Genomic DNA, 25411 nt, shown 5'->3' with positions numbered 1-25411 from the left:
CGTCAGGTCAGTTTCAGCAGGGCCAGGCGGGCGTCCGCCAGATCCTTGGGCGTGCCGATATCGGCCCAGTATTCATGCAAGGGGAAGATGCAGACCTTCTGCCCGGCGGCCAAACAGGTTTCGATCAGGTCGGTCATGTTGAAGGCCCTGTCCGGCGGGATACGCTCCAGCGCCTCGGGCGACAGCATGTAGATGCCGGCATTGCACAGGAAGCGCTGCGACGGTTTTTCCATCAGCCCGGTGACGCACGCGCCGTCCGACTGGATCACGCCATAGGGGATATCGACCCGATATTCCATCGCCGCGACCGTCACCATCGCCTCCTGCTCCGCATGATAACGCTGCAGGGCGTTGCAATCGAAGCTGGTCACCACATCGCCATTCATCACCAGCACCGGCCCGTCCGGCCGGTCCGTCAGCAGCGACAGCGCGCCGGCGGTGCCCAGCTTGGTCTTTTCCCGCAGATAATCGATGCGCCCGCCCAGCGCCGAACCGTCGCCCAGATGCTGCTCGATGACATGATGCAGATAATTCACCGCGATGCGCAGCTGCGGCACGCCGGCGGCGATGAGCGACCGGACGATCCGCTCGATCAGCGGCATGCCGCCGATATCGACCATCGGTTTCGGCAGGGTCTCCGTCATCGGCCGCAGGCGCTGGCCCTCGCCGCCCGCCATGATGACGGCCAGCGCGATGGCGCTCCGCGCCTCGACCGGCGCGCCGGCGGAACCCGCCGGGCCGAGATCGTAGCGGCTGACGACCGCGACATAGCGCCCCTGCGCATCGACCAGCGGCAGCGATTCGAAGCCGCGATTGACCAGCAATTCCAGCAAGTAGGAACGCTCGCTGGCGGCATGCGCCGTGGTCGGCGCGGCGTTCATGGCGCTGGCCACGCCGTCTTCCAGCGTCAGGCCACGCAGCAGGCCGCGGCGGATATCGCCGTCGGTCAACGTGCCGATCAGCATCCCCGCCGCGTCGGCCACCACGGCGATGCGCCGATGCGTCGCCTCAATCGCGCGCACCGCGTCGCGCAGGGTGGCGGCGGGATCGAGCGGCGGATTTTCTAGCGATGCCATCCGTCCCGCGCCTCCCCGGCCAGCATCATGCGCTTGCGGATCAACCGTTGGTCGAGCGGTACGCTGGCCAGCACCTCGGCCACCTTGATGCCGGCATCGCCGATACCGTAGGGATTCTCGCACCCGGCGCAGAGGAGGCGAAATTCCGCATCGAACAGGCAGGTGCGGATCGCCGCCTCGATTGCCGCCGAATCATATCCGGCATCCAGCACATTCTCCGCCCGCAGGCGACCTTGCTGGCGCGAGCCGATATTCACCGTGGGGCAGCCGAAGGCCGGCGTCTCCTTGATGCCGGAGGAGCTGTTGCCGGCGCAGCAGACCCGCCAGGCCGGATCGCGCGCCAGCGCCAGCAACCCGTGGTAATTATAACGGCCCAGCGACCGGTGAATCTGGATGCCCGGAACCGACTGCCGGCCCAGTTCATCGATTTCCGCGATGATCGCCTGCGCGCCGGCATCATTGTTCGGATAGGTTACGATCACCTGCACGCCGTCCGCCGCCAGCGCAGACAGCGCCTTTAGCGACGGGCGGATCTGCTCGGCGGCGGCCGCCACCTCCGTGGTCACCGCATGCTGGGTGAAGAGCACCAGCGGCCGCGCAGGGTCAAGCGCGTAACGCGCGGTCAGCTCCCCGGGGCTTGCGACATTGCCGGCGGCAATCATGTCGATGGCGGGAAAGCCCACCGTATGTACCCGCCAGGCTTCCTCCCCCATGGCCAGCACGCGATTGCTGGCCTGCTGGTTGGTGGTGAAATGCAGATGCGCCAGCTTGGTCATGGCATGCCGCACGGAATCGTCCAGCGCGCCGCCTTCGGTGATGTCGCCGCCTTCGATATGGGCGGTCGGGATGTTCATCTGACTGCCGGCGATGACCGCCGCGAAGCCCTCGAACCGGTCGGCATAGACCACCAGCATGTCGGGCTTCAGCCGCGCCAGCGCGTCGCTGATCGCCAGGATGCCGCTGCCGATGGCCTTCGCGGTGGCGCCGGCCTGATCGTCGGCCGCCATGTCGATCGTCACCTCCGCATGAATCTCGAAGCCGTCGGCGGCGATTTCGTTTAGCGTGCGGCCGAAATTCGGATCGAGATGCGCGCCCGACACCAGCAGCCGGTATTCCAGCGCCGGATGCGCCTGGATCGCCTTCAGGATCGGGTATTGCAGCCCATATTCCGCCCGGTTGCCGGTAAAGACGGCGATCACCCGCTTCATGCCGCCTCTCCCACCGCCAGCCGCGCCAGCCCTTCGTCCAGCGCAATGCGCGGCCGCCAGTCGAACTGCCGCAGGGTCTCGCTTATGTCCAGGCGCAGGATAGAGGCGCGGTCGCCAGGCGCGGTGGCGACCGCGCCATCGCCCTCGCGCCCCCACAGCCGCAGGCAGGTTTGCGCCAGCCGTTCCACCGAGGCCGCCTCGCCGGAGCCTAAATTGAACACGCCGGTGGCGCTGCCCTCGGCAATCGCAACGAGGCCGGCGACCGCATCGTCCCGCCACAGATAATCGCGCACCGGGGCAAGATCGCGCAGCCGGATCGGTCCCGGAACAGCGCGCTGCGCCAGGATATCGGCGATCACCGTGCCTTGGCTCATGCCCGGCCCATAGACGTTGGTCAGGCGCACCACGACGCCCTCCGCCGCCAGGGCGACGGCTTCGCCAGCGCGTTTCATACGGCCATAGCCATTCTCCGCCCTCGCCGGTTCGTCCGGCCTGCGTGGATAGGGCTCCATATCGCCATAGACCGCCGCGGACGACAAGTAGACCAGCCGCCGATAGCCGCGCCCGGCCAGCGCCGCCAGCGTCGCCGTCACCGCCCCCTCGATGGCGTCGCCCGGCACGGCGGCGGGTTCAGCCAGATGGATCAGCACATCGGCCGGCGGGGCATCGGTATAGTGCGTGACAGTCACCACCTGCACGCCCACGGGCGCGGCGAAGGGCCGGCGAGCACAGGCCAGCACCTGGTGGCCGCGCGCCGACAGCGCCGCCGAGAGCGCCCGGCCGATAAAACCGGACGCACCCGTCACGCAGATCGGCCGGGAGAGGCTCACCGCAAGCTCACGCCAGCATCTCCGGGCTGAGCTGGCAATCCTTGGCGATGTCGGTGGCGGCGCGGCGGCCCAGAAGCGCGTCGAACTGGCCGGCCAGGATCGGTCCGGTGCCGGGGCGCTTCACCCAGATATTCGCCATCGTCAGCTCCTCCCCCGCCTTGATCGGGGCGATGGAGACGACGCTGGCATAGGCGAAGTCGATGGTCGGCTGTTCCGCCGGCAGGATGTCCTTGCGGCCGCCGCGTGCCAGGTGAATGGCGCGCGAGCCTTCGACCAGGTCACGCAGATCCTTTGGGTCCATGGAGACCGCGATGTCGGGACCGGGCCAGGATTTATCGGCCGTGAAATGCCGCTCCAGAATGCCCGCGCCCAGCGCCACCGCACCCAGGCAGGTATAGTTCGTCAGCGTATGGTCCGACAGGCCGACCACCGCATCCGGGAATGCCGCCTGCAACTCCGCAATCGCGCCCAGCCGGACAGCCTCATAGGGCGTCGGGTAGATGCTGGTGCAATGCAGCAGCGCATAGGGTACGCCGGCATCGCGCAGCAGCGCGACGGACCGGGCGATGCTGGCGATATCGTTCATGCCGGTGCTGAGAATGACCGGCTTGCCCTTGCGCGCGATATGCGCGACCAGCGGGTAATTATTGCACTCCCCAGAGCCGATCTTGTAGGCGTCGACGCCCAGCCGGTCGAGCTGCTCGGCCGCCGCGCGGGAGAACGGCGTGCTGAGGAAGATCATGCCGTGCGCCTCGGCCCGCGCCTTCAGCCGCGCCTCCGCCTCGGCCGATAGCACGCAGCGCTCCATGATGTCCCAGATGCTCTCCGATGCATTCGCCGGCACGACATCGTTGGGGATCATCTCGTCGTCGATCACATGGGTCTGGAACTTCACGCATTCGCATCCCGACGCGGCGGCGGCGTCGATCATCTGGGCGGCCTTTTCCTCGCTGCCCTCGTGATTGATGCCGATTTCCGCGATCACCAGCGGCGGCGCATCGCCGCCGATCCGGCGGTTGCCGATCAGGAAGGAATTACCCGCGCCGCTCATCCGCCGCATCCTTAAGTTCGTGTTCCAGCCGGGATTTCGAGAACCCACCGCCATGATAGGAAGATTGGCGGTTGATGGGAAGCGAGGTCCATCCCCGGATGCCGGAGGATTTCGCGCGCTGACACGCGCTCCGCTTCTCTGTTAGGCTTTGCGCCGCATTTCCTTTTCGTGGCCATCCGATACGAGATGAACAGAAAACAGCGCCGAAGCGCCGGCAAGGCCGCCCCTAAAAACTCTCCGTCGAGCAGGGCCGCGATCCAGGCTAAGGCGCTTCCGGCGGAGCTGCATCAGCTCTTCCGCATCGCGGTCGAGCATCAGCGCCGGCAGCGGCTCGACGAGGCCGAGGCGATCTATCGCCGCATCCTCCAGCAGCGCCCGGATCATCCGGACTGCCTCAACCATCTCGGCCTGATCGCGCGCGACCGGGGCCAGCTGGAGGCGGCGATGGCGCTGATCGACAAGGCGCGCAAGCTCGATCCCGCCTATGCCGAAGCGCACAACAATATGGGCACGGTGCTGATCCAGACTGGCGACTATGACGCCGCCCTGGTCTGCTTCGACACGGCCATCCGGCTGAACAAGGATTATGCCGACGCGCTGTATAATCGCGGCACCATTCTGCAGGCGCAGGACAAGCCGGCGGACGCCATCGAAGCCTATCGCCGGGCGGTCGCCATCCGGCCGGCTTTCCCCGAGGCCTTCAATAATATGGCCATCTGCCTGCGCAGCCTGGACCGGCTGGACGAATCGCTGGCGGCGCTGCGCCAGGTGTTGCGGCTGCGCCCCGGCTATGCCACCGCCTATGTGAATGTCGGCAGCGTGTACCGCCGCCGCCGCCGCTTCGCCGAGGCGCGGGAATTCTACCGCCGGGCCATCGCCCTCGATCCGGCGATGCAGGCGGCGGCGTATAATTACGGCACCTGCTCCCTCCAGCTCGGCGATCTGAAGACCGGCTGGCGGCTGTACGACATGCGCTTCCAGCGCCACAAGAACCCGTTGCGCGGGGGGCTCACCAACATCCGCTGGCGCGGCGAGGACATCGCCGACAAGAGCCTGCTGGTCTGGCGCGAACAGGGGGTGGGCGACGAGATCATGTTCGGCACCTGCCTGGCGGATATCGCGCGCAAGGCGGGCAAGGTCATTCTGGAATGCGATGCCCGGCTGGTGCCGATCTTCGCGCGCTCCCTGCCGCAGATCACGGTGCGTCCGGCCGATTCGCTGGCGACGCATATTCCCGACGCCGACCGCCATGTGCCGGTCGGCGGCCTGCCGGAATTCTGCCGCCCCGACCTTGCCGCCTTCCCCGATCATCAAGGCTATCTGCGGGCCGATCCCAACCGTATCGCCTATTGGCGCGACAAGGTGCTGGCGGCGGCCGGGACGGAGCTGGCCGTCGGCATCTGCTGGCGCTCGATGCGCCAGGGCACGCGGCGAAGTGCGGGCTACATGAATCTGGACCTGCTGGCCCCGCTGCTGCGCCTGCCGGGCATCCGTTTCTTCAACCTGCAATATGACGATTGCGCCGAGGAAATCGCCGAGGCCGAGGCGAAATACGGCATCCGCATCGAGCGGTTTCCCGATCTGGACCTGAAGGGCGACCTGGACGGCGTGGCGGCGCTGATTTCAGCGCTCGATCTCGTCGTCACCGCCGGCACGTCGGTGGGCGAGCTGTCGGCGGCACTCGGCATTCCGACCTGGCGGTTCGGGCAGAATACCGACTGGTCGATGCTGGGCGCCGACAACCGCCCCTGGTATCCGCGCATGCGCCTGTTCCACCGCGTGCCGGGCACGCCCTGGTCGCAGGTCGTGCAGGCGCTGACCGAGGCGCTGGCGGCGATGGCGGCAGCGCCCGAGGCGCTGCGGGCCGAGCGGGCGCAGGCGATGACCCTGTCGCAGCCCCTGCCCGCCACCCCGCCGGCGACGGACCGGCCGCCGGCGCTGGGCTATGACGAAAAACGGAACCCCCGGTTCCGGAATCCGGACAAGGGACAGGACGAAAAGCTGCGACAGGCGACCGAACTGTACGAAGCCAAGGACTTTCCGGCCGCGATGGAGCTGTACGGGAAAATCCTGTCGGAGGAGCCGGGCAATCTGGGCGCGATGCTGGGCGCGGCAAACATCGCGCGCGATACCGGGCAGCTGGAGCAATCCGCGGCCATGCTGGTGGCGATCCTGAAGATCGATCCCAACTCGCTGGAGGCGGCGCATAATCTGGGCACGGTCTATCGCCTGCTGGGCCAGTACGATGCCTCGGTCGAGATATTGCGCGAGGCCATCGGCAAGCGGCCCGAGGAAGCCCGGCTATGGATGAATCTGGGCTCGACGCTGCAACAGGCCGGCGACTTCGCCAATGCCCGCATCTTCTACGAGGAGGCGGTGCGCCTGGCGCCTGATTTCGGCGTCGCCTACGGCAATCTGGCGCTGCTGTCGCGCGCCGATGGCGACATGGACCAGACCCTGGCCTATTACGCCAAGGCGCTGGAGGCGATGCCGGACAACGCCCAGCTGCGCATCAATTACGCACAGACCCTGCTGTCGACGGGCCGGCTGATCCAGGGCTGGCAGGAATATGAGCACCGGCTGTCGCCCACCCGGCTGAAGAGCGTGATCTACCGGCATGGCCTGCCGCGCTGGCAGGGCGAACCCCTGGCCGATACGCACCTGCTGGTGTCGGCCGAACAGGGGCTGGGCGACCAGCTTATCTTCGCCAATTGCCTGGCCGATGTGATCGCGCAGGCGCGCAAAGTCACCATCGAGGTCGAGCCGAGGCTGGCGCCGATCTTCCGGCGCTCCTATCCCGACGCCGATGTCCGGCCGTTCCAGATGAGCCTGGAGAAAGGCCGCTGCGTCTTCACCTATGACTGGTTCGATCCCGCCGGCAAGCCGGACGCCGCCATCCCCATCGGCAGCCTGCCGCTGTATCTGCGCAGCCGGATCGAGGATTTCCCCGCCCAGAAGGGCTATCTGCGCGCCGATGAGGACAAGGTGGCTTCCTGGCGCGACAGGCTGGCGGCGCTGGGGCCCGGCACCAAGGTCGGCATCTGCTGGCGCAGCGGGCTGATGACCGCCGAACGGCAGCGCCACTATACCGATATGCGCTATTGGGGGCCGTTGCTGAAGACCCCCGGCGCCACCTTCGTCAATCTGCAATATGACGATTGCCTCGCCGAGCTGCGGCAGGCCGAGCGCGAGACCGGGGTGGCGATCCATGATTTCGCCGGGCTGGACCAGCGCAACGATCTGGACGGCGCGGCGGCGCTGATGCAGGCGCTGGATATCGTCATCTCCGCGCCGACGACGGTGCAGGCAATGGCCGGGGCGCTGGGCGTGCCGACGCTGCTGGTGAAGCGCCACTGGCTGATGCTGGGAACGCCGGGCTTCCCGTTTCAGCCCAGCGTCATGCCGACCGGCCGGGGCGCGGTCGAAAAGGTGATCGCTGAGCTGACCGACGCCCTGGCGGCGCTCATCCGGCGTTGAGCGTGTCCGCCAGCGCGGCCGTCACCCGCTCCACATCCACTTCCGCCATGCCGGCATAAAGCGGCAGGCTAAGGCAGCGCTGGTAGTAAAGCCGCGCGCCCGGCAGATCGAGCGCGCCATAGCGCTGGCGGTAATAGGGTTGCAGATGCACCGGGATGTAATGCACCTGCGTGCCGATGCCGCGCGCGCGCAAGCGATGCATCAGCGCCGCGCGGTCCAGGCCGAGTGCCGCGAAATCGATCAGCACCGGATACAGGTGCAAGCCCGCCTCCTGCGTGTCGCGGCGGGCGATGGGCCGGACGGATGGCAGCAGATTGGCCAGCTTGCGGTCGTAGGACGCCGCCAGATCGCGGCGCTGGGCGACGAACCGATCCAGCTTCGCCAACTGGCTGCGGCCCAATGCGCATTGAATATCGGTCGCCCGGTAATTGAAGCCCGGCGCGGCCATTTCGTAATACCAGGGGTTCGGCGCGCCATCGGCGGCCAGCGCCAGATCGGCCTGCTGGAAATCCAGCGGATCGCGGCTCATGCCGTGATTCCGGGCCAGCCGCAATTGCTTGGCCAGCGCCGCATCGTTGGTGGTGACCGCCCCGCCCTCGCCCATCGTCACGGTCTTTACCGGATGGAAGGAGAAGCTGGTCATATCGGCATGCGCGCCCTCCCCCACCCGGTTCCAGCCGCCCGAGGGATCGCGGTAGCGCGTGCCCAGCGCATGGGCGGCATCGTCCACCACCGCCAGCCCGTGGCGACGGGCCAGCGCGTGAATGCCCTCCACATCGCCGACCAGTCCGGCCAGATGCACATTGAACACCGCCCGCGCCCGGCCGTCCGCCGGAATGCGCGCCAGGGCGGCCGCCATATCGGCCGCGCGCATCAGCCCGGTATCGGGGTCGACATCGGCGAAGGCGACCTCGGCGCCGACATAGCGCGCGGCACTGGCGGTCGCCAGAAAGGTGACGCTCGGCGCGACGATCCAGTCGCCCGGCCCCAGCCCCAGCGCCAGCGCCGCCATATGCAAGGCCGCCGTGCCGTTGGCGCAGACGACGGCGTGGGCCGCCCCGGTGACGCCGCACAGCGCCGCCTCGAAGCGCTCGACCTCCGGCCCGGTGGTCAGATACTCGCCGCGCAACGCCGCCACAACGGCGGCGATGTCGTCCTCCTCGATGCTCTGGCGGCCATAGGGCAGAAAGCCGACAGGGCTGCCGGCCTTTTGGGTCACCGGGCGGCTTCCTTCAGGTAGAAGCCGAAATCGTGCCGGCCGAGCCATTCGGTATTATTCTCGCTGGAATAGACGAAATCCTCCGCCACCGGCGTCGCCTCCTTGTAGCTGGTCCGGCTGAACCAGGCGAAAGCCGGCTGGATGACGTAGCGGTCGCCCAGATCGATGGTGGTGCGGCTGTCGTCGGACGAAATCATGATCTCGTGGATTTTCTCGCCCGGCCGGATGCCGATCAGCTTGTGCGGCAGATGCGGGGCCAGGGACAGCGCGAATTCGGTCATCAGCATGCTGGGAATCTTCGGCACGAAAATCTCGCCGCCGCGCATGATCTGCATGCAGGACAGCACGAAATTCACCCCCTGCTGCAAGGTGATCCAGAAGCGCGTCATGCGCGGATCGGTGATCGGCAGATGATCCGCCCCCTCTTCGATCAGCTTCTGGAAATAGGTCAGCACGCTGCCGCGCGAGCCCACCACATTGCCGTAGCGCACCACGGCGAAACGGCAGCCGCTGGAGCCGGACAGATTGTTGGCGGCGGTGAAAATCTTGTCCGAGGCCAGCTTGCTGGCGCCATAGAGATTCACCGGGTTGGCGGCCTTGTCGGTCGACAGCGCGATGACCCGCTTCACCTTGTTATGGATCGCCGCGCGGACCACGTTCTCCGCCCCCATCACATTGGTGTGGATGCATTCGAACGGATTATATTCGGCGATGGAGACATGCTTCATCGCCGCCGCATGGATCACGTAATCCACCTCGCGCATCGCCATTTCCAGCCGGTCGGCATTGCGCACATCGCCAATGAAATAGCGCATGAAGGGGTATTTGTCGGTCGGCAGGGTCTGCGCCAGCTCGTACTGCTTCATCTCGTCGCGCGAGAAGACGATCAGCCGCTTCGGCTTGTAGCGCTGCACCACGGTTTGCAGGAAATGCTTGCCGAACGAGCCGGTGCCGCCGGTCACCAGGATGACCTTGCCGTTCAGATCCATCGTCGGGTCCAGGAATTCCCGGTAGCCGTCCGGCAGAGGGCCGCCAAAGGTTCCTTCGGATGGCGTTGTAAGGTTCATCCCGCGCCCCTGACCTTCATGTGAACTGTCCCCTTCACGGAATCATAACAGCCGGCCCGCCGGGCGTCACGCACACCGCTGGCCGAGCAGTGTCTCAGTTTGTAATCCCGCCATGCGGGATCGGCCTGTCTTGCTGTCTGTCACCCCCGGGCTTGACCCGGGGGTCCAGGAGCGGTGCCCTGCCTGTAACGTCACGGAACGCGGCCCCTGGATTGCCGGGCCAAGCCCGGCAATGACATGAGGACGAACAGGAAAGGCCGGGTTCAAACTGGGACACTACCGCTGGCCGAGGCGGAAACTGCGGCAGTCGCGCTTGAATCCGGCCAGGGCATCGCGGATTTCCGGCACCAGGGCTGCGAGCGGCTGCGGGCGCGGCAGGGAGAACAACCGCATGGAGGGGAACCAGGGCCGCTCCCCGGTGCCCAGCAGCGTCCATTCGTGCGGCCGGCCGAGACGCCAGCAGGGCACGCCCAGCGCGCCCGCCATCTCGCCCACCGAAGTGCCGACGGTGACGACCAGATCGAGCGAGGCGATCAGCGCCGCCACCCCATCCAGATCCTGCGTCAAATCCAGCCCCTCGACGCGATGCAGCCGGATGCCCCGGTCGCGTTCGGCGGCGGCGATCTCGGCGTCGCAATCGCCATATTGCAGATTGACGAAATCCAGGCCCGGGGCGTCGAACATCGGGGCCAGCGCCTCCAGCTCGGTCGTCAGCGTCTTGCGGCCGGGCCGGATGCTGCGCCAGCACAGGCCGATCTTCACTTCCCCCGGCAGGCCGGCCAGCGCCCCAGCCATCGCCGCGCGGCGCTCCGGGGCCGGGCTGAGATAGCCGGCATGATGCGGAAAATCGCTCAGCCGCCAGCGGAAATGCAGCGGCAGGCTGCCGATGGGAATCTGGAAATCGACGGCCTCGGCCAGCGCGGCGACCTGGCTGGGCTGGATCACCTCGATTTCCGGGAAGGAACGCTGGAACAGCGGCGCCAGCCGGGCATCGCATTCCAGCAGGATGCGGCAGCCTTCGGCATGGCGGATCAGGTCCGGCAGGCAGGAGGCGAACATCATCTGGTCGCCGATGCCCTGCTCGCGCCAGACCAGCAGGGTCTTGCCGACCAGCGGTTCGCCATACCAGCGCGGGCGGCCGGTGGCGCGATCCTCCGGCAGGCCGGCTTTCGCCAGCCGCTCCTCGTGCAGCGCCCAGCCGCGCGGCAGATCGCCCTGGCCCAGCAGCGTCAGCGCGCAATCGGTGCGGATGCCGGAATGCGCCGGATCGAGCGCCATGGCGGCGGTGTAATGCGTCAGCCGGCCGCTGGCATGGCGGTTCGGCAGCAGCATGGCCAGATTGGCATGCGCCGCGCCCAGCGCCGGATCGATGGCCAGGGCGCGGCGATAGTAACGCTCGGCCTCATCATAGCGCGCGGTCTCCCGCGCATTGCGGCCGGCATTGTAGTGATTGGCCGCATTGGCCGGATTCAACGCCAGGGCAAGCCGGTACAGCCGGTCGCGCTGCGCGCCGGCCGGCAGGGCGTTTGCCACATTGAGGCAGGCCTCGGCCTGGCTGGGGCGCACGCGCAGCAGCGCGGCATAGGCCCGCAGCGCATCCTCCCCGGCGCCGGCCTTCTCCAGCGCATGGGCCAGATTGGCGAGATAATCCGCCTGCTCCGGCTGCAACCGCGCCGCGTTGCCCAGCGCCATCACCGCATGCGGGTAATCCTGCTGCGCCAGGAACACCAGCCCCAGGCTGCCGTGATACAGCGCGTTGGACGGGTCCTGCTCGATCGCGCGCACGATATGGCGCACGGCAAAATCGAAATGGCCGAGCTGCTGGCCGACCATGCCCAGCAGATGCAGGATATCGGGATCGTCCGGGGTTTCCGCCAGCAGCAGCCGGTAGATGCCCGCCGCCTCCTTCAGCTTGCCGGCACGGTGCCAGCCAATGGCGGTGGAGAGCGGGGATTGCGCGTGACTGGGCAGCGGTAAAGCGGTCATGGTCTACACCAGAATGTTCAAATTGCCGCCCTGCAGAAGCTGCAAGGCGAGAGCGCCGGGGGTGTTCATGTTGATGCCGCCCATGCCGGACATCTGCGCCTCGGCATCCTTCTGGGCCAGGAAGCGCTCCAGGAACTTGTCGACGAATTCCGGATCCTTGAAATCCTCCGGCTTCACCTTGGCCCCGATCACCTTGGCCTGACGCTCGATGCCCTGATTCACGATCTCCTTCGGGATGCGCAGCGTGTCGGTGATGACCGAGCGCAGCACCTTGTCGCCCATCAGCTTGTAGAGATCGTCCTCGGACGCCACCTCGGCGACCTTGCGGCGGAAATAGGCGGCCTCGCGCAGCGCATCATTGCCGCCGCCCAGGCTCTTCTCGAATTCGTTGGTCAGGTATTTATCGGCCACGCCCTGCAGGAACTCGTCGCTCTGCAGATTGGCGGTGCCCGACTTGAAGAAATCGAACGCTTTGGCGATCTCCTTGTAGCGCGGCTCGGCCAGCTTATTGACCAGCGAGTCCTTGCTGTCCGGATCCTCGGTCATGATCGCCTTGGTGCGCGCGGTGTAATTCGCGTCGCCTTCCAGCCCATAAGCGCCCAGCGCCACCTTCAGCAGGCGCGGATCCTTGAAGAAATCGTCGACCGACTCGACCTCCTTGGCCTTCTTCAGGAAATACTCGACCTCCCGCTTCACCATCGGCTGGTTGGCGAATTGCTGTTCCTGCGCCTCGCCGGTTTTTTGCAGGCTCTTGAAAACCAGCAGCGCCGGCATTCCCGAATTGATCTGCATGTCGCCGTCCTTCGCGTGATTGACCGATTTCCCACCACTCAAGCAAGGATGGGGCCAAGGGCGGCGTCCGGCGCTCAAGCTAGCCTCCGCCCCGCTTTGCGCGGGCCTGGGGTTGACGGCGACCGGCCGCAGGCGGCAATTTCCTCCCACGGGTCGGCAAGAACTGCCCTCTATCCGGCTGACTCAACAGGGGTTTCCATGGAACGCTGCGATTTTCTGGTCATCGGCGCCGGCATCGCCGGGGCGTCGGCCGGCTATGAGCTGGCCCGGCACGGCACGGTTGTGCTGGCGGAAAAGGAGAGCCAGCCCGGCTATCACACCACCGGGCGGTCGGCCGCCTTGTTCGCGGAAGGCTATGGCAATGCGGCGATCCGCGCGCTGACCCGCGCCAGCCGAGGCTTCTTCGAGAGCCCGCCGGAGGGCTTCGCCGATACGCCGCTGCTGGCCCCGCGCGGCGCGCTGATGGTGGCGCGGCCGGACCAGATGGAGATGCTGGACGCCGCCTTCGAGGAGACCCGCGCAACCCTGCCGGAGATCACGCGGCTGAGTGCCGAGGAGGTGCTGCGCATCGCCCCGGTGATGCGCCCCGGCTACGCCGCCGGCGGCTTCCTCAACCCCGGCGAGCGCGACATGGATGTGAATGCGATCCACCAGGGCTATCTGCGCGGCATCCGCGCCCGGGGCGGGCGGATCGTCACCGATGCCGGCATAACCGGCCTGGCGCGCGAGGGCGATGGCTGGCGGGTCGAGACGGCGGCCGGCAGCTTCGCCGCCGGCGTGGTGGTGAACGCCGCCGGGGCCTGGGCCGATGAGATCGCGGCGCTGGCCGGCGCGCGCCCGGTCGGGCTGGCGCCGAAGCGGCGCACCGCCTTCACCTTCGACGCGCCGGACGGCATCGACGTGCATGTCCTGCCGGCGGTGATCGATATTGCCGAGGACTGGTATTTCCGGCCGGAATCCGGCCGCATCATGGGCAGCCCGGCGGACGAGATACCCTCCCCGCCCTGCGATGCGCAGCCGGAGGAGATGGACATCGCCATCGCCGTCGACCGCATCGAGCAGGCGACGATCTTCCAGATTCGCCGGCTGGCCTCGCGCTGGGCCGGGTTGCGCAGCTTCGTGGCCGACAGGACGATGGTGGCCGGCTTCGCGCCCGAGGCCCCCGGCTTCTTCTGGCTGGCCGGCCAGGGCGGCTACGGCATCCAGACCGCGCCGGCAATGGGCAAGCTGGCCGCCGGGCTGATCGTCGACGCAGCGGTGCCGGCGGATATCGCGGGTTTCGGCGTCACCGCGGCGGCGCTGTCGCCGGACCGGCCCGGCCTGGCGCGCCAGGCCAATCCGGCAACTGACTGAAGTGTAAGCAACTAATTCTCAATCTTTTGCGCGTAACGTCCTGGGAAATCGCGTCGCTACGGACGCCGGCCCAAGGACAATGATTGTGACCACCCCGCGCTCTTCCATTCTCGTCATCGGCGCGCTCGCCAGCCGGCGGGCCACGCTGACCGAGATGCTCGGCGAAACGGCGGATTTCGTCGTCCATACCGCCGACAGCATCGCCACCGGAGCCCATATATTGGGCGCGGCCGCGTGCGACGCCATCATCATCGATACCCGGGAAGGCACCGACCTGGATGTCGGCGCGATCCCGACGCTTCGCCGGCTGGCCGGGCCCGCGGCGCTGCTCGCCGTGCTGCCGATGATGGAGGGCGACGAAGCCGGCCGGGCGCTGCGCATCGGCGCCGACCGGTGCCTGCTGCTGGAGCAGCAGGACGCCGCCGGCCTCGCCGCCACGATCCGCGCCGTGCTGACCGCCGGCCCGCGCCACCGGGCGCTGCGCGAGCCGCATGTCATGATTGTCGAGGACGAGCCGGCGACGGCGGAGATTCTGTCGCGCTTCATGGCCTGGCGCGGCTACCGCGTGACCGCCGTGCCCAACGGCCGGCACGCGCTGGAGCGGCTGCGCGGCGACCCTGCCGACATCGTCATCACCGATCTCGACATGCCGATGCTGGACGGCGAAAGCCTGATCGCCGAGTTGAAGAGCGCGTCCAACCGCCCGCCGGTCATCGTCGTCACCGGCAACCCGATCAGCGAACTGACCTGGTCGCGCCTGCGCCGCAGCGTGGTTGAGCTGTATCTGAAGCCGCTGAACCTGCGCGAGATCGGCCAGACCGTCGACCGTATCGTCGGCACCCGCGCAGCCTAGTCTCGTCGTGGCTGCGCAGGGAATTCTCCTGCCTACCGCTACTCCGCCGCCTGGGGCGGGTACAGCCGGGCCAGCGCGCCGCCGAGAAAGTCGGCGAGGGTGGCGCGGCCGGAGATGCCGGCCTTGGCCTCCGCGTCCGTGTTGTAATTGGTGTTGGTGTTGACGTCGTAGGTGAAGGCCACACCCTCGGCGTCAAGCACGTACTCGATCCCCGCGACGTCGATGCCGGCAGCTTCCAGCAACCGCTCATAGGCGGCTTTCTGCGCCGGATCGATGCCGGGGATGATCTCGAATTTCGGTCGGGCGGCTTCCTCGCCCACCGGGCAGAAGGCGTCGCCGATGGGGCAGGCATCGGCCGGGCACAGTTCGAACCCGTCGCTGGTATCAACCCGCACGGCATAGAGGAAACGCCCGCCGATGAATTCGGCGCGGATGATGTAGGGCTCCGGCGCCTTCACATATTGCTGCAGCAGATGGATGCCATCGACCGGCTCATCATACAGCGGGCTCTCAATATAAGCCTGAAGCCCATTTAAACTATTGAATAATTGAACGCCGAGACCCTTGCCGCCGCGATTCGGCTTCAAGATGAACGGGCCGTCGCCGAAGGCTTGTTGGGCCGCCTCCAACAGCCTGTGCCGGCCGAGCACGATCAGCGTGCGCGGGGTGCGGATGCCGGCCTTCTCCAGCGCCGCATATTGCCGCGCCTTGGAAAGTTCGAGGTCGAGCGCCCGCACCCCGTTCACGACATAGCGGCCATGGCGCTCCAGCCAGGTCAGCACCCCGGCGGTCAGGTCGGTCGAGAAGCGGTGGTCGCGGGTATGGGCCGAGGCGCTCATGCGGCTGAAGAACACGCCGTCCGGCGGCGGGGCGGAAATGTCGAACGCGCCATCCGCCATGTCCCAGCCGTGCCAGGGCAGGCCCCGGGCATCGAAGGTCTCGGCCAGCGGGGCCAGCCAGTCGGCATTCTCGTAGAGGATGTGGATATGCGCCATCACGCGGTTTCCTCAATGACGATGTCGTGGGTGATCTCGGCGGTCTTGTTCAGGATATGTGTGGCCGAGCAGTATTTCTCGACCGACAAGCCGACGGCGCGCTCGACCGCTTCCGGCTTCAGCCCCCGGCCCTTCACCAGATAGCGCATGTGGATCCTGGTGAAGACCTTGGGGTCGGTTTCGGCGCGCTCGGCCTCCATCTCGACCTGGCAATCCTCGACCGCGTGACGGCCCTTCTTCAGGATCAGCACCACGTCGAAAGCGGTGCAGCCGCCCAGCCCCAGCAGCAGCATCTCCATCGGTCGGGGCCCGAGATTCTTGCCGCCATATTCAGGCGCGCCATCCATCACCACGGCATGGCCGGTGCCGCTCTCGCCCAGGAAGGCCATGCCTTCGACCCATTTTACGCGCGCTTTCATGCCCTTTTTCCTTACCGATATCGCGAGCGGCCCCACGCCCCCCAACCCTCCCCCCGTCAAGGGGAGGGAGTATAGGGCGCAACCGCGCTCCCTCCCCCCTTGCGGGGGAGGGTTGGGGTGGGGGGTAGCCGCTTACACCCCCTCCAACGCCACTTTCAGGTCGCCGACGATATCGTCGACATCCTCCAGCCCGACCGAGATGCGCACCAGCCCCTCCTCAATGCCGAATTCAGCGCGCTGGGCGGCCGGCACGGCGCGGTGGGTGGTTGTCGCCGGATGGGTGATCAGGCTCTTGGTGTCGCCTAGATTGTTCGAGATATCGACCAGCGACAAGCCATTCAAAAAGCGGAACGCCCCTTCCTTGCCGCCCGGCACGGTGAAGGCGACAAGATTGCCGCCGCCGGCCATCTGCCGGACCGCAAGATCGTGCTGCGGGTGGCTGGGCAGGCCGGGATACAGCACGCGCCCCACCTTCTCATGCGCTTCCAGCGCCTTGGCGACGGTCAGCGCGTTGGCGCAATGTCGCTGCACGCGCAGATCCAGCGTCTCCAGCCCTTTCAGCAGCACCCAGGCGTTGAACGGGCTCATCGACGGGCCGGTATGCTTGTAGAACGGCCAGAGGAATTCCTTGTGCCACTCGGCCGACCCCAGGATGGCGCCGCCCATGCAGCGGCCCTGGCCGTCGATATGCTTGGTCGCGGAATAGACGACGATGTCCGCCCCCAGCTCCAGCGGGCGTTGCAGCATCGGGGTGGCGAACACATTGTCGATGATAACGCGGGCACCCGCCGCATGCGCCAGCTCCGACACGGCGGCGATATCGACCAGCCCGAGGATCGGGTTCGACGGCGTTTCGAAGAACACCGCCTGTGCGCCCGGCTTCAGCGCCTCGCGCCAGGCATCCAGATCGCCGCCATCGACCAGCACCGTCTCGATGCCGTAGCGCGGCAGCAGGGTGGAGACGATCCAGTGGCAGGAGCCGAACAGCACCCGCGAGGAAACCACCCGGTCGCCTGCCTTCAGGAAGCACAGCAGCGAGGCCGCGACCGCCGCCATGCCGCTGGCCGTGGCGCGGCAGGTCTCCGCCCCTTCCAGCAGGCGCAGCCTTTCCTCGAACATCGAGACGGTGGGGTTGGAATAGCGCGAGTAGACGTGGCGCGAGCCTTCGTTCTTGAACGCCTCCTCGGCTTCCTCGGCCGAGCCATAGACGAAGCCGGAGGTCAGATACAGCGCCTCCGACGTTTCCTGGAACGGGCTGCGCACCTGCCCGCCCCGCACCAGCTGCGTCTGCGGCTTCCAGCCCTTGCCCTTGTGATCCGCCATCGCCCACTCCAGAAACGAAAAAACCCCAACCATGCCAAGGTCAGGGCTCCGGCGGAGACACCGACCTTTTAGCGATTTCTTTAAAGTGGCCGCAAGCCGGTCGGCTCAAATCACCACGAGGCGACGGTAGGAGCGCCGCATCGGGGTGTCAAGCGGATGGGCGCCCTCTCAGAAATGGCGCGCGGCAGGCCCCTCCCCCACCCGGTCGCGCGAGGGGGTTGAGCAAATCGCAGCCGACAGCGGCCGGAACGCCGGTATCATGCGCACAAAGGGAAACGAGGAACAGGCGATGCGCGGGCTTCATGGCTGAGACGGCAAGGCGGCCCGCCTGGGTCGATGCGGCGGTTGCCGGGATCATGCTGCTGCTCTGGGCGCTGGCGGCGCTGGAGGTGGCGAGCGGCTGGCGCGCGGCCGGCACGCTGGCCGGGGCGGTGGCGCTGCTGCTGGCGCTGTGGGGCGCGGTTTCGCGCGGCGGGGTGCCGCGGCTGGCGGCCATCGTGTTCGGCGGGACCGGGTTCCTGCTGCTCTGGCGCAGCGGGGCCTGGGGCGACGGCATGGCGGCGCTGGAAAAGGCGGCGCGCTTCACCGCCTTCGTTACCTGCCTGCATCTGCTGCGCACCATCGTGCTGACCGAACCGCTGCTGGCCCGCGTGCAGGACGGTTTTATCGCGTTGCGGCCGCAGGCCAAGAACGGCGCGCTGCAAATTCTCTCCACCCTGTTCTCGCTGCCGCTGGGCATCGGCGCGATCAGCGTCATCGCCCCCTTCGTCACCCGCGAGGAAGACCCCGCCGCCCGGCTGGAGGGCGCTTCCTGGACCATGCGCGGCATGGCGCACGCCAACCTGTTCTCGCCCTTCACGGTGGCGATGGGGATGGTCGCCTCCTGCCTGCCGCTGCTCGACCTGCCGGTGCAGATGGGCGCCGGGCTGGCGCTGGCGGTGCTGATGATCCTGGCGACCCACGCCCTCGGCCAATGCCGGCTGCCGCGCCATCTGCCGGCCAGCTTCTGGCGCGCCTTCGCCGGAGTGATGCTGCCGGTGACGCTGATCGTGGCGGTGAACATCACGGCGATCTTCGCGCTGGGGCTGACCACGGTGCAATCGGCGACGCTGGTGGTGCCGGCCTCGGCCCTGGTGCTGGCCGGCATCGCCGCGCTGTCCGGCCCGGCGCTGGCCGGGCGCGGGCTGGTCATGGCGCGGATGATCCGCCAGACCGCCGCCGGCACCGATGGCGAGACCGCCGTGTTCGTCGCCGCCCTGTGCTTCGCCGCCGGCGTGACGGCAACGCCGGAGATCACTGAGGCCATCCGACGTCTGGCGCCGGTCCTGGGGCCGGAGGCGATGATCGTCGCCACCCTGGTCGGCATCGCCGGGGTAAGCTCGATGGGGCTGCACATGGTGGTGCCGACCACGGTGCTGCTGACCCTGTTCGGCCCCGCCATGCCGGACGCCACGCATATGACGCTGCTGGCGCTGGCCGCCCTGATCGGCTGGTCGTTCGGCGCCATCGCCTCGATGGGCTCGATCTCGTTTCTGATCTGCGCCAAGCTGTTCGAGGTGCCGGCCCGCCGCCTCGCCTTCGGTCGCAATCTGCGCTTCATGCTGGCGCTGTCAGCGGGGTTCTCGGCGGGGGTGCTGCTGCTGGTCTAGGCTTGCGGGCGTCGCCGATCCTCGCTAGGACAGGCCCACCGCGTTGCAAGCAAGGGCCATCACCATGACCGACCTCCCCGACCGCCTGTCGAACGATCCGAGCAGCCCCTATTATGACGCCGCCCTGCTGGAGCGCGGCGTCGGCATCCGCTTCAAGGGGGTGGAGAAAACCAATGTCGAGGAATATTGCGTGTCCGAGGGCTGGGTGCGCGTGGCCGCCGGCACGGCGAAAGACCGGTTCGGCAAGCCGATGACGGTGAAGCTGCAAGGGCCGGTCGAGCCCTATCTGCGGGAACCGGCGGGCGATTCCGAGGGCGCATAAACGAAACGGGCCGTCCCCGAAGGAACGGCCCGACCGCTCGCCCGTACCGGCGAAGACGGGATTACATCGCCGGCAGGAAGGCGAAATCGACCAGCTTGCCGGACACGCCCTGCACCTTGCCGATGGTCTTCACCGCGCCGGTGGTCATATCGACCTCGTGCAGCGCATCCATGGCGTACAGCACGGCCATGTTGCCGCCCTTGCCGTCGGCGATGATGTCGAAGCCGACATCGGTGCCGATATCCGCGCCCAGCTTGCCGACCGGCTGCTGGATGCCGTCATTCGGCGGGCTCTGCAGATACAGCATGTCGGTCTCGGCGCTGACGGTGTAGAGCGCCGTCTTCTCCGGCTTCGGGCTGACCGAGTTGGTGTAGGCGCCAGCCGCGATGGTGGCCTTCTTGCCCATCATCGGCCCGTCCTTGGCGTAGGCGGTGGAACCGTCGAGCGTGACCGCGCCGGTATCGACATTGACGCGGAAATTGGTGCCGTCGCTGGACATCAGCCGCAGCCGGTCGGCGGCCGGGTTGAAGTCGACCGTCGCCTTGCCGGCGGCCGGGAAGGTCTTGTCCAGCTTGGAGACCATCTTGGCCGAACCGCTGTCCAGGTCGATCACATAGATGCCGCCGGTGGTGTCGACGCCGTACAGCAGGCCGTTGGCCGGGCGCACATCGATGCCGACCAGCTTGCCCGACGCGCCGCTGACCTTCACGGTCTTGGCGGCCATGCGGGATTCGGTGTTCATGGTGACGAGCGAGCCGTCTTCGGTCAGGGCGACGACGCTGGCGGCGCTGGCGATGGCGGTGCTGGACAGCAGGGCGGCGGCGGCGAGGGCGCCCAGGGTGAGCTTCTTCATGTTCGTTCTCCCGTTTGCGGTTCAATTCCATGCAGGACCGGGAAAGACGGGCGGATAAGGGGGCCTATCCGCCCTGCGCCTCCCCGTGCCGCGCGGTCGAAAGGGGGATCGTGCGCGGCCCTGCATACTGACTACCCGGCTGCCAGGCGGACGGATGACGGCGGATGCGATTTTTTTTGCGCGGCCCAATGCGTCGAGGCGCGGAAGATCGCCGAGGCGCGTCAGCGACGGCTCGAAAGGAAAGCCGGCAAATCGGAAATCAGTTCGAGGCGACCTGCACCGCGCGGCCGATGAACAGGACCGGACCGGTCGGCCGGCTGCCGGGGGAGCCGCCCTGGGGCTCCAGCGTCAGCTCGAACAGCTGGCCGGGGATGACCGGGCCAATCCGGTCGGCCGGGATTTCCACCGTGCCGCCCGGCTGCACCAGGCCCAGCGAGCGCGGCCCCTGGGCCGGGTCGACCAGCGTCCAGAACTGCACCGAGCGGTCGGCCGGCACCGCGGTGTCGACCAGCGGCGACAGGCTCAGCCCGCCATCGGCGGCGACGCGCACGATCCAGCCCGGCCGCGCGCTCTCGCCCGGCTGCTGCAGCACGGCGACATAGCCGCCGGTGGGCGGCGCGCGGTCGAAGATCGGCGTGACGAACACCAGCAGCGCCGCCGCCAGCGCGCCGATGGCGGCGATGCGCCACAGGCCCAGGCTGTTCCACAGCCGCTCGGTCAGCGCGGGCGATGCCGCCGCCTTGCGTGCGGCGAGCCCGGTCTCCGCCTCGATGCGGGCCCACAGCTCCGCCGCCGGCTGCTGCGCCGGCACGATATCGGCCAGCGCCAGGAAGTGCCGCGACCAGAACAGATAGTCGCGCTCCGCCGCCGCGTCGCTGTCGATCAGCGCCTGCACCTCGGCGGCCTCGGCCTCGTCCAGCAGGCCCAGCGCATATTCGCCGATCAGCGCCCGGCGTTCCTTCGGGTCGGACAGGATTTCGGGGGGAATCATGATTGCAGGCACTCCTGCAGATCGCGCAGCGCCAGGCGGATGCGGCTCTTGATGGTGCCCAGCGGGGCGGCCAGCCGGTCGGCGATCTGGATATGCGTCAGCCCGTCCAGATAGGCCAGCAGGATCGGCTTGCGGCGCGGCTCGTCCAGCCCTTCCAGGCAGCGGCGCAGCGCGGCGCTCTCCTGCATCTGGCCGAGCGCCTGCTGCGGGTCGGGCGCATCGTCGGGCACCGCCTCCGCAGCGCCCTCGTCCAGCTCGACCTCGCGCGAGGATTTGCGCAGCGCGTTCAGCGCCCGGTAGCGCAGGATGGCGAACATCCAGGCGCGGGCCGAGCCCTTCTGCGGGTCGAAACGGTTGGCGTTGCGCCAGATCATCACGAAAGCATCCTGCACCACGTCCTGCGCGACATCGCGCCGCCGGACCAGCCGCATCGCCAGCCCCAGCATGCTGCCGGATTCCGCGTCGTACAGTGCGCGCAACGCGCCGCCATCGCCGCGCGCGCACGCGGCCAGCGCCGCCTCGTGATCGGCAAAGGGATTCGGCATGGGGGTCCCTCGGGGCCTCCTTCGGACGTCTCGCGCGCCGACGGCGACACGATGGATGCCGGCAGCTTAACGGAAATAACCGCGAAACAGCAGCTTGGATGACCACGCCCGCGATTTTATCGCCAGGCGAGCAGTTACGGCTTGACCCCGGACAGGAACAAAACTAAAACATCAGCATCGGTTTTTGTTTTGTTCCATATCTTGTTTCCACCGCCGGGAAGATGCCCAGACCTTGCGGCGGCAGGGGGAACACAGCGCCTCACCGGCGCGCAAGCGGAGGATACCCGGCATGCTGACACGCAAACAGTTCGAGCTGCTGACCTTCATCAACAAGCGGCTGAACGACAGTGGCGTGTCGCCCTCCTTCGACGAGATGAAGGAGGCGCTGGGGCTGAAATCCAAATCCGGCATTCATCGGCTGATCACCGGCCTGGAGGAGCGCGGCTTCATCCGCCGCCTGCCGCACCGGGCGCGGGCGCTGGAAGTGCTGCGCCTGCCCGAGGAAGTCGCGGCGCGCAAATCCCGCCCGGAAGCCGGGGCCGAGCCTGGCGGCTTCCAGCCCAACGTCATCAAGGGCAATTTCGCCCCCGCCCTGACCGGCGCGCCGGCCAGGACGACCCGCGACAGCGACGAGGATGCCGGCGCGATGCCGCTGCCGCTCTACGGCAAGATCGCCGCCGGCACGCCGATCGAGGCGCTGCGCGACGATTACGCCTCGATCCAGGTGCCGATGGCGCTGCTCGGCAAGGGCGATCATTACGCGCTGGAGGTCGAAGGCGATTCGATGATCGAGGCCGGCATCCAGGATGGCGACACCATCATCATCCAGCGCTGCGAGACGGCCGAGAACGGCACCATTGTGGTCGCCCTGGTCGACGAGGCCGAGGCGACGCTGAAGCGCTTCCGCCGCAAGGGCGGCTCGATCGCGCTGGAGCCGGCCAACCCGGCCTACGAGACCCGCATCTTCGGGCCTGAGCGGGTGAAGGTGCAGGGCAAGCTGATCGGCCTGATGCGCCGCTACTAGCGGCGGCGCGAGGCCGGCCGCACCGGCGTCCAGGGCCGGTCGCCGCGCCGGGCGCGCACGCTGTCCAGCCTGATGCCCTGCGGCCCGCCGCCAAGGTCGATATAGACCGCATGGGCGCCATCGCGCCACAGATCGAACCGGTCGATCACCGCGCGGGCCGATGGGCAGCGCCGCCGCACCGGCACCAGCGACACCATCAGATCGGCGATCCGGCAATCCTCCGGCAGGGCCGCCGCGTCGCGCGCGAGGGCCAGGGTCAGCCCGTCGCGCCGGACGATGCAGCCCAGCCGGTCGCAGGCGATGCCCTCATCCACCCCCATTCCGGAGCGCGGCAGCAACCGGCGTCGCTCCTGCGTTTCGCGCCGCAACCAGACATCGCCGGTGAATCGCGCCGCGACGCCGGAGGTGAAGAGCAGCGGCGCATCGCGCGCCGGGCCGGCGCGGATCGCCGCCAGCTTGCCCTCGTCATCGACCAGCAGCGCCGGCCGCTCGACCAGCCAGGGCGAGGCCATCGCCAGGATGATCGCCGGCACCGCCGCGTGCCGCCAGGGCCGCCGCCACAACAGCAGCCACAGCCCGCCCAGGCTGAGCGCCGCCAGCGCCAGATCCGGCATGGCCGGCACCGCCAGCACCGCGCCGGGCCAGGCGGCCACGACGCGGCCGGTCTCGATGATCGCCTCGATGCCCCAGCCCATCGGCGTCAGCGCCCAGCCTTCCAGCCCCAGCGGCATCAGCAGCAGCGCCAGCACGCCCAGCGGCATGACCCAGATGCCGGTCAGCGGCACCGCGACCATGTTCGCCGCCGTGCCATAGACCGCCACCTGGTTGAAGTGATAGGCGCTGTAGGGCGTGGTGCCGATGGTCGCCAGCACCGAGGTGATCGCCAGCCCCAGCGCATAGAGCCAGATCCAGCGCAGCGGTCCGGCGCGCCGCTGGCTCGCCAGCCGGTCGCGGTTGGCCTCGTAGAAGGCGATCAGCATCAGCACGGCGGCGAACGACATCTGGAAGCTGGGGCCGAGCAGCGCCTCGGGCATGATCAGCATGACGATGGCGGCCGCCCAGGCGATCAGCCGGAAGGAGATCGCCACCCGGTCGATCAGCACGGCGGCGAACACCAGCCCGGTCATCACGAAGGAGCGCTGCGTCGGCACCGTGGCGCCGGACAGCAGCAGATAGAAGAAAGCGGCCAGGATGGCGGCCAGCGCCGCCCATTTCTTGATCGGCCGGCTGAGCGCCAGCGGCGTCAGCGCCAGCAGGAAGCGCACGCAGAAGAACACCGTGCCGGCCACCAGCGTCATATGCAGGCCGGAGATCGACAGCAGATGCGACAGGCCGGAGCCGCGCATCGCCTCCAGCGTCTCCTCGGAGATCGCCGCCCGGTCGCCGGTGACCAGGGCGGCGGCCACCGCCCCCGCCTCCCCCGGCACGGCGGCGCGGATGCGGCCGGTGACAAGCCGGCGCAGCTCGTCCATCGCGATCCAGAAATCGGCCCGCACCGAGGCCTCGCCGGCCACCCGCTCGACCCGGCCGACCGCGTAGCCGACGCCGCCAATGCCCTCGAAGAAAGCGTGGCGCTGGAAATCGAACGCGCCGGGCGCGGCCGGTCCCGGCGGCGGGCGCAGCACCGCGCGCACCCGGACAATATCGCCCAGCCGCAGATCATCGGGCGCCGCGCGGGCGGTGAAGCGGATGCGCCGGGGCGTCTGCTCCGGCGACAGGCGGGCCAGCACCGGGCGGTCCAGCGTCAGCCGCCAATCGCCGGCGCGCGCCTCGATCTCGATCACGCGCCCCTGCACCGCCGCCGGCCCGATGCGCTTTTCCAGCAGCGGCGTGCCGATGGTCGCCGTGCGCAGCTGCGCCGCCGCGAAGCCCAGCGCCACTGCGACCAGCGCTATCCCCAGCAGACGCAGCGCGCTGCCCTGCCCCGCCAGGATCGCCAGCCCCAGGAAGGGCGGCAGCAGCGCCGCGCCCAGCCAGACCGGCGGCTCCATCGGCAGCAGGAAATAGCCGCCGATGCCCAGCCCCAGCAGCACCGGCAGCCAGAGCGGCCAGCGGCTGCGCTCCGCCAGGAATTCGCCGGCCAGCCAGGCGAGCGGGCGCGCAACCCCCCGCCCTTCGCCCGCCCCGATGGCCGCTTCCTGCCGCATCGCCCCGCCCCGCAACCCACCCCGCAACCCACGGGCGAAGCCTAGCCCAGCCGCACGGGCCATGCATCCTCCATAAGCAAAACATGCGCGAAGAGGGCTCCTCGCCCGCCAGCCCGCCCCGCCCCTGGCGCTTTAGGTTCACGTAGAAGAAAAAAGAAAAAGAAAAAGTAGGAGAATCCCTCGCCCCGGAAGGGGAGAGGGTTGGCGAGGCTTAGCGACGAAGGAGCTTAG

General features: G+C 68.1%; 21 protein-coding genes and 1 riboswitch. Of the genes, 6 read left to right on the top strand and 15 right to left on the bottom strand.

Annotated features, from left to right (window positions below):
- Positions 1-2: 2 nt before the first annotated feature.
- Genes AUP43_RS03885 through AUP43_RS03870 form a run of 4 tightly spaced genes read right to left on the bottom strand, consistent with a single transcriptional unit; the run spans position 3 to position 4165 of the window.
- Positions 3-1076, bottom strand: coding sequence for a nucleotidyltransferase family protein (locus AUP43_RS03885; RefSeq protein WP_067552948.1), 1074 nt, complete (start codon positions 1074-1076; stop codon positions 3-5).
- Positions 1064-2284: a UDP-N-acetylglucosamine 2-epimerase gene (gene neuC / locus AUP43_RS03880; RefSeq protein WP_067552946.1), complete on the bottom strand. Its 1221-nt coding sequence runs from the start codon at positions 2282-2284 to the stop codon at positions 1064-1066. Before neuC ends, AUP43_RS03885 begins: the two co-directional genes overlap by 13 nt.
- Positions 2281-3114 (bottom strand): NAD-dependent epimerase/dehydratase family protein, encoded by an 834-nt coding sequence (locus AUP43_RS03875; RefSeq protein ID WP_067552944.1) that lies wholly within the window; start codon positions 3112-3114, stop codon positions 2281-2283. The genes neuC and AUP43_RS03875 overlap by 4 nt, the downstream gene beginning before the upstream one ends.
- A 7-nt stretch (positions 3115-3121) precedes the next feature.
- Positions 3122-4165 (bottom strand): N-acetylneuraminate synthase family protein, encoded by a 1044-nt coding sequence (locus AUP43_RS03870; protein WP_067552942.1) that lies wholly within the window; start codon positions 4163-4165, stop codon positions 3122-3124.
- A gap of 186 nt (positions 4166-4351) precedes the next feature.
- On the opposite strand from AUP43_RS03870, the gene AUP43_RS03865 reads away from it, so the two are divergent.
- Positions 4352-7642, top strand: a complete 3291-nt coding sequence (locus AUP43_RS03865) for a tetratricopeptide repeat protein (RefSeq protein WP_067552940.1) — start codon at positions 4352-4354, stop codon at positions 7640-7642.
- Here the strand turns inward: AUP43_RS03865 and pseC are convergent.
- From pseC to AUP43_RS03845, 4 genes are all read right to left on the bottom strand, one after another.
- Complete coding sequence (gene pseC, locus AUP43_RS03860) at positions 7629-8861, bottom strand: UDP-4-amino-4,6-dideoxy-N-acetyl-beta-L-altrosamine transaminase (RefSeq protein WP_067552938.1); 1233 nt, start codon at positions 8859-8861, stop codon at positions 7629-7631. The genes AUP43_RS03865 and pseC overlap by 14 nt on opposite strands.
- The gene (pseB, locus tag AUP43_RS03855) at positions 8858-9928 is read right to left on the bottom strand and encodes a UDP-N-acetylglucosamine 4,6-dehydratase (inverting) (protein WP_067552936.1); all 1071 of its coding nucleotides are present in this window, start codon (positions 9926-9928) and stop codon (positions 8858-8860) included. Before pseB ends, pseC begins: the two co-directional genes overlap by 4 nt.
- Before the next feature lie 276 nt (positions 9929-10204).
- The gene (locus AUP43_RS03850) at positions 10205-11914 is read right to left on the bottom strand and encodes a tetratricopeptide repeat protein (RefSeq protein ID WP_067552934.1); all 1710 of its coding nucleotides are present in this window, start codon (positions 11912-11914) and stop codon (positions 10205-10207) included.
- 3 nt (positions 11915-11917) lie between these two features.
- On the bottom strand, positions 11918-12706 hold the full coding sequence (locus AUP43_RS03845) for a DUF1217 domain-containing protein (protein WP_067552932.1): 789 nt from the start codon (positions 12704-12706) through the stop codon (positions 11918-11920).
- 198 nt (positions 12707-12904) lie between these two features.
- Here AUP43_RS03845 and AUP43_RS03840 point away from each other — a divergent pair, with 198 nt between their 5' ends.
- Positions 12905-14059: an NAD(P)/FAD-dependent oxidoreductase gene (locus tag AUP43_RS03840; RefSeq protein ID WP_067552930.1), complete on the top strand. Its 1155-nt coding sequence runs from the start codon at positions 12905-12907 to the stop codon at positions 14057-14059.
- Positions 14060-14144: 85 nt separating this feature from the next.
- Complete coding sequence (locus AUP43_RS03835) at positions 14145-14912, top strand: response regulator (RefSeq protein WP_198154816.1); 768 nt, start codon at positions 14145-14147, stop codon at positions 14910-14912.
- A 38-nt stretch (positions 14913-14950) separates the two neighbouring features.
- On the opposite strand, the gene AUP43_RS03830 is transcribed toward AUP43_RS03835, so the two are convergent.
- From AUP43_RS03830 to metZ, 3 genes are all read right to left on the bottom strand, one after another.
- Positions 14951-15907 (bottom strand): ATP-grasp domain-containing protein, encoded by a 957-nt coding sequence (locus AUP43_RS03830; RefSeq protein WP_067552926.1) that lies wholly within the window; start codon positions 15905-15907, stop codon positions 14951-14953.
- Complete coding sequence (locus AUP43_RS03825) at positions 15907-16326, bottom strand: OsmC family protein (RefSeq protein WP_067552924.1); 420 nt, start codon at positions 16324-16326, stop codon at positions 15907-15909. Before AUP43_RS03825 ends, AUP43_RS03830 begins: the two co-directional genes overlap by 1 nt.
- A gap of 132 nt (positions 16327-16458) precedes the next feature.
- Entirely contained in the window at positions 16459-17649 is a 1191-nt protein-coding gene (gene metZ, locus AUP43_RS03820) for an O-succinylhomoserine sulfhydrylase (protein ID WP_067552922.1), read from the bottom strand.
- A gap of 48 nt (positions 17650-17697) precedes the next feature.
- Positions 17698-17776, bottom strand: a riboswitch (SAM riboswitch).
- Positions 17777-17951: 175 nt separating this feature from the next.
- Between metZ and AUP43_RS03815 the strand changes: the two genes are divergently transcribed.
- Both AUP43_RS03815 and AUP43_RS03810 read left to right on the top strand, forming a co-directional pair.
- On the top strand, positions 17952-19298 hold the full coding sequence (locus AUP43_RS03815; protein ID WP_067552920.1) for a hypothetical protein: 1347 nt from the start codon (positions 17952-17954) through the stop codon (positions 19296-19298).
- Positions 19299-19362: 64 nt separating this feature from the next.
- Positions 19363-19620: a DUF3297 family protein gene (locus tag AUP43_RS03810; RefSeq protein WP_067552918.1), complete on the top strand. Its 258-nt coding sequence runs from the start codon at positions 19363-19365 to the stop codon at positions 19618-19620.
- 61 nt (positions 19621-19681) lie between these two features.
- On the opposite strand, the gene AUP43_RS03805 is transcribed toward AUP43_RS03810, so the two are convergent.
- From AUP43_RS03805 to AUP43_RS03795, 3 genes are all read right to left on the bottom strand, one after another.
- Positions 19682-20473: a DUF4394 domain-containing protein gene (locus AUP43_RS03805; RefSeq protein WP_067552916.1), complete on the bottom strand. Its 792-nt coding sequence runs from the start codon at positions 20471-20473 to the stop codon at positions 19682-19684.
- Positions 20474-20732: 259 nt separating this feature from the next.
- Positions 20733-21464, bottom strand: a complete 732-nt coding sequence (locus AUP43_RS03800; protein ID WP_067552914.1) for an anti-sigma factor — start codon at positions 21462-21464, stop codon at positions 20733-20735.
- A complete protein-coding gene (locus tag AUP43_RS03795; protein ID WP_067552912.1) occupies positions 21461-22009 on the bottom strand; it encodes a sigma-70 family RNA polymerase sigma factor in 549 nt (182 codons plus the stop codon). The genes AUP43_RS03800 and AUP43_RS03795 overlap by 4 nt, the downstream gene beginning before the upstream one ends.
- Positions 22010-22298: 289 nt before the next feature.
- Between AUP43_RS03795 and lexA the strand changes: the two genes are divergently transcribed.
- A complete protein-coding gene (lexA, locus tag AUP43_RS03790; protein ID WP_067552910.1) occupies positions 22299-23033 on the top strand; it encodes a transcriptional repressor LexA in 735 nt (244 codons plus the stop codon).
- Here the strand turns inward: lexA and AUP43_RS03785 are convergent.
- The gene (locus AUP43_RS03785) at positions 23030-25243 is read right to left on the bottom strand and encodes a ComEC/Rec2 family competence protein (RefSeq protein WP_084462539.1); all 2214 of its coding nucleotides are present in this window, start codon (positions 25241-25243) and stop codon (positions 23030-23032) included. The two genes, lexA and AUP43_RS03785, sit on opposite strands and share 4 nt — an antisense overlap.
- Positions 25244-25411: the final 168 nt, after the last annotated feature.

This window comes from Oceanibaculum pacificum (assembly GCF_001618175.1).
In the GTDB taxonomy this organism is placed as follows: domain Bacteria; phylum Pseudomonadota; class Alphaproteobacteria; order Oceanibaculales; family Oceanibaculaceae; genus Oceanibaculum; species Oceanibaculum pacificum.
This window is presented reverse-complemented; position numbering and strand designations above follow the sequence as displayed.

Coding starts and splice junctions, on each gene's coding strand:
- AUP43_RS03805 (WP_067552916.1), bottom strand. CDS start 20,473: ATGAAGAAGCTCACCCTGGGCGCCCTCGCCGCCGCCGCCCTGCTGTCC.
- AUP43_RS03845 (WP_067552932.1), bottom strand. CDS start 12,706: ATGCAGATCAATTCGGGAATGCCGGCGCTGCTGGTTTTCAAGAGCCTG.
- AUP43_RS03830 (WP_067552926.1), bottom strand. CDS start 15,907: ATGGCGCATATCCACATCCTCTACGAGAATGCCGACTGGCTGGCCCCG.
- AUP43_RS03810 (WP_067552918.1), top strand. CDS start 19,363: ATGACCGACCTCCCCGACCGCCTGTCGAACGATCCGAGCAGCCCCTAT.
- AUP43_RS03795 (WP_067552912.1), bottom strand. CDS start 22,009: ATGCCGAATCCCTTTGCCGATCACGAGGCGGCGCTGGCCGCGTGCGCG.
- AUP43_RS03885 (WP_067552948.1), bottom strand. CDS start 1,076: ATGGCATCGCTAGAAAATCCGCCGCTCGATCCCGCCGCCACCCTGCGC.
- AUP43_RS03785 (WP_084462539.1), bottom strand. CDS start 25,243: ATGGCCCGTGCGGCTGGGCTAGGCTTCGCCCGTGGGTTGCGGGGTGGG.
- metZ (WP_067552922.1), bottom strand. CDS start 17,649: ATGGCGGATCACAAGGGCAAGGGCTGGAAGCCGCAGACGCAGCTGGTG.
- AUP43_RS03815 (WP_067552920.1), top strand. CDS start 17,952: ATGGCTGAGACGGCAAGGCGGCCCGCCTGGGTCGATGCGGCGGTTGCC.
- AUP43_RS03850 (WP_067552934.1), bottom strand. CDS start 11,914: ATGACCGCTTTACCGCTGCCCAGTCACGCGCAATCCCCGCTCTCCACC.
- AUP43_RS03870 (WP_067552942.1), bottom strand. CDS start 4,165: ATGAGCGGCGCGGGTAATTCCTTCCTGATCGGCAACCGCCGGATCGGC.
- AUP43_RS03840 (WP_067552930.1), top strand. CDS start 12,905: ATGGAACGCTGCGATTTTCTGGTCATCGGCGCCGGCATCGCCGGGGCG.
- pseB (WP_067552936.1), bottom strand. CDS start 9,928: ATGAACCTTACAACGCCATCCGAAGGAACCTTTGGCGGCCCTCTGCCG.
- lexA (WP_067552910.1), top strand. CDS start 22,299: ATGCTGACACGCAAACAGTTCGAGCTGCTGACCTTCATCAACAAGCGG.
- AUP43_RS03865 (WP_067552940.1), top strand. CDS start 4,352: ATGAACAGAAAACAGCGCCGAAGCGCCGGCAAGGCCGCCCCTAAAAAC.
- AUP43_RS03800 (WP_067552914.1), bottom strand. CDS start 21,464: ATGATTCCCCCCGAAATCCTGTCCGACCCGAAGGAACGCCGGGCGCTG.
- neuC (WP_067552946.1), bottom strand. CDS start 2,284: ATGAAGCGGGTGATCGCCGTCTTTACCGGCAACCGGGCGGAATATGGG.
- AUP43_RS03825 (WP_067552924.1), bottom strand. CDS start 16,326: ATGAAAGCGCGCGTAAAATGGGTCGAAGGCATGGCCTTCCTGGGCGAG.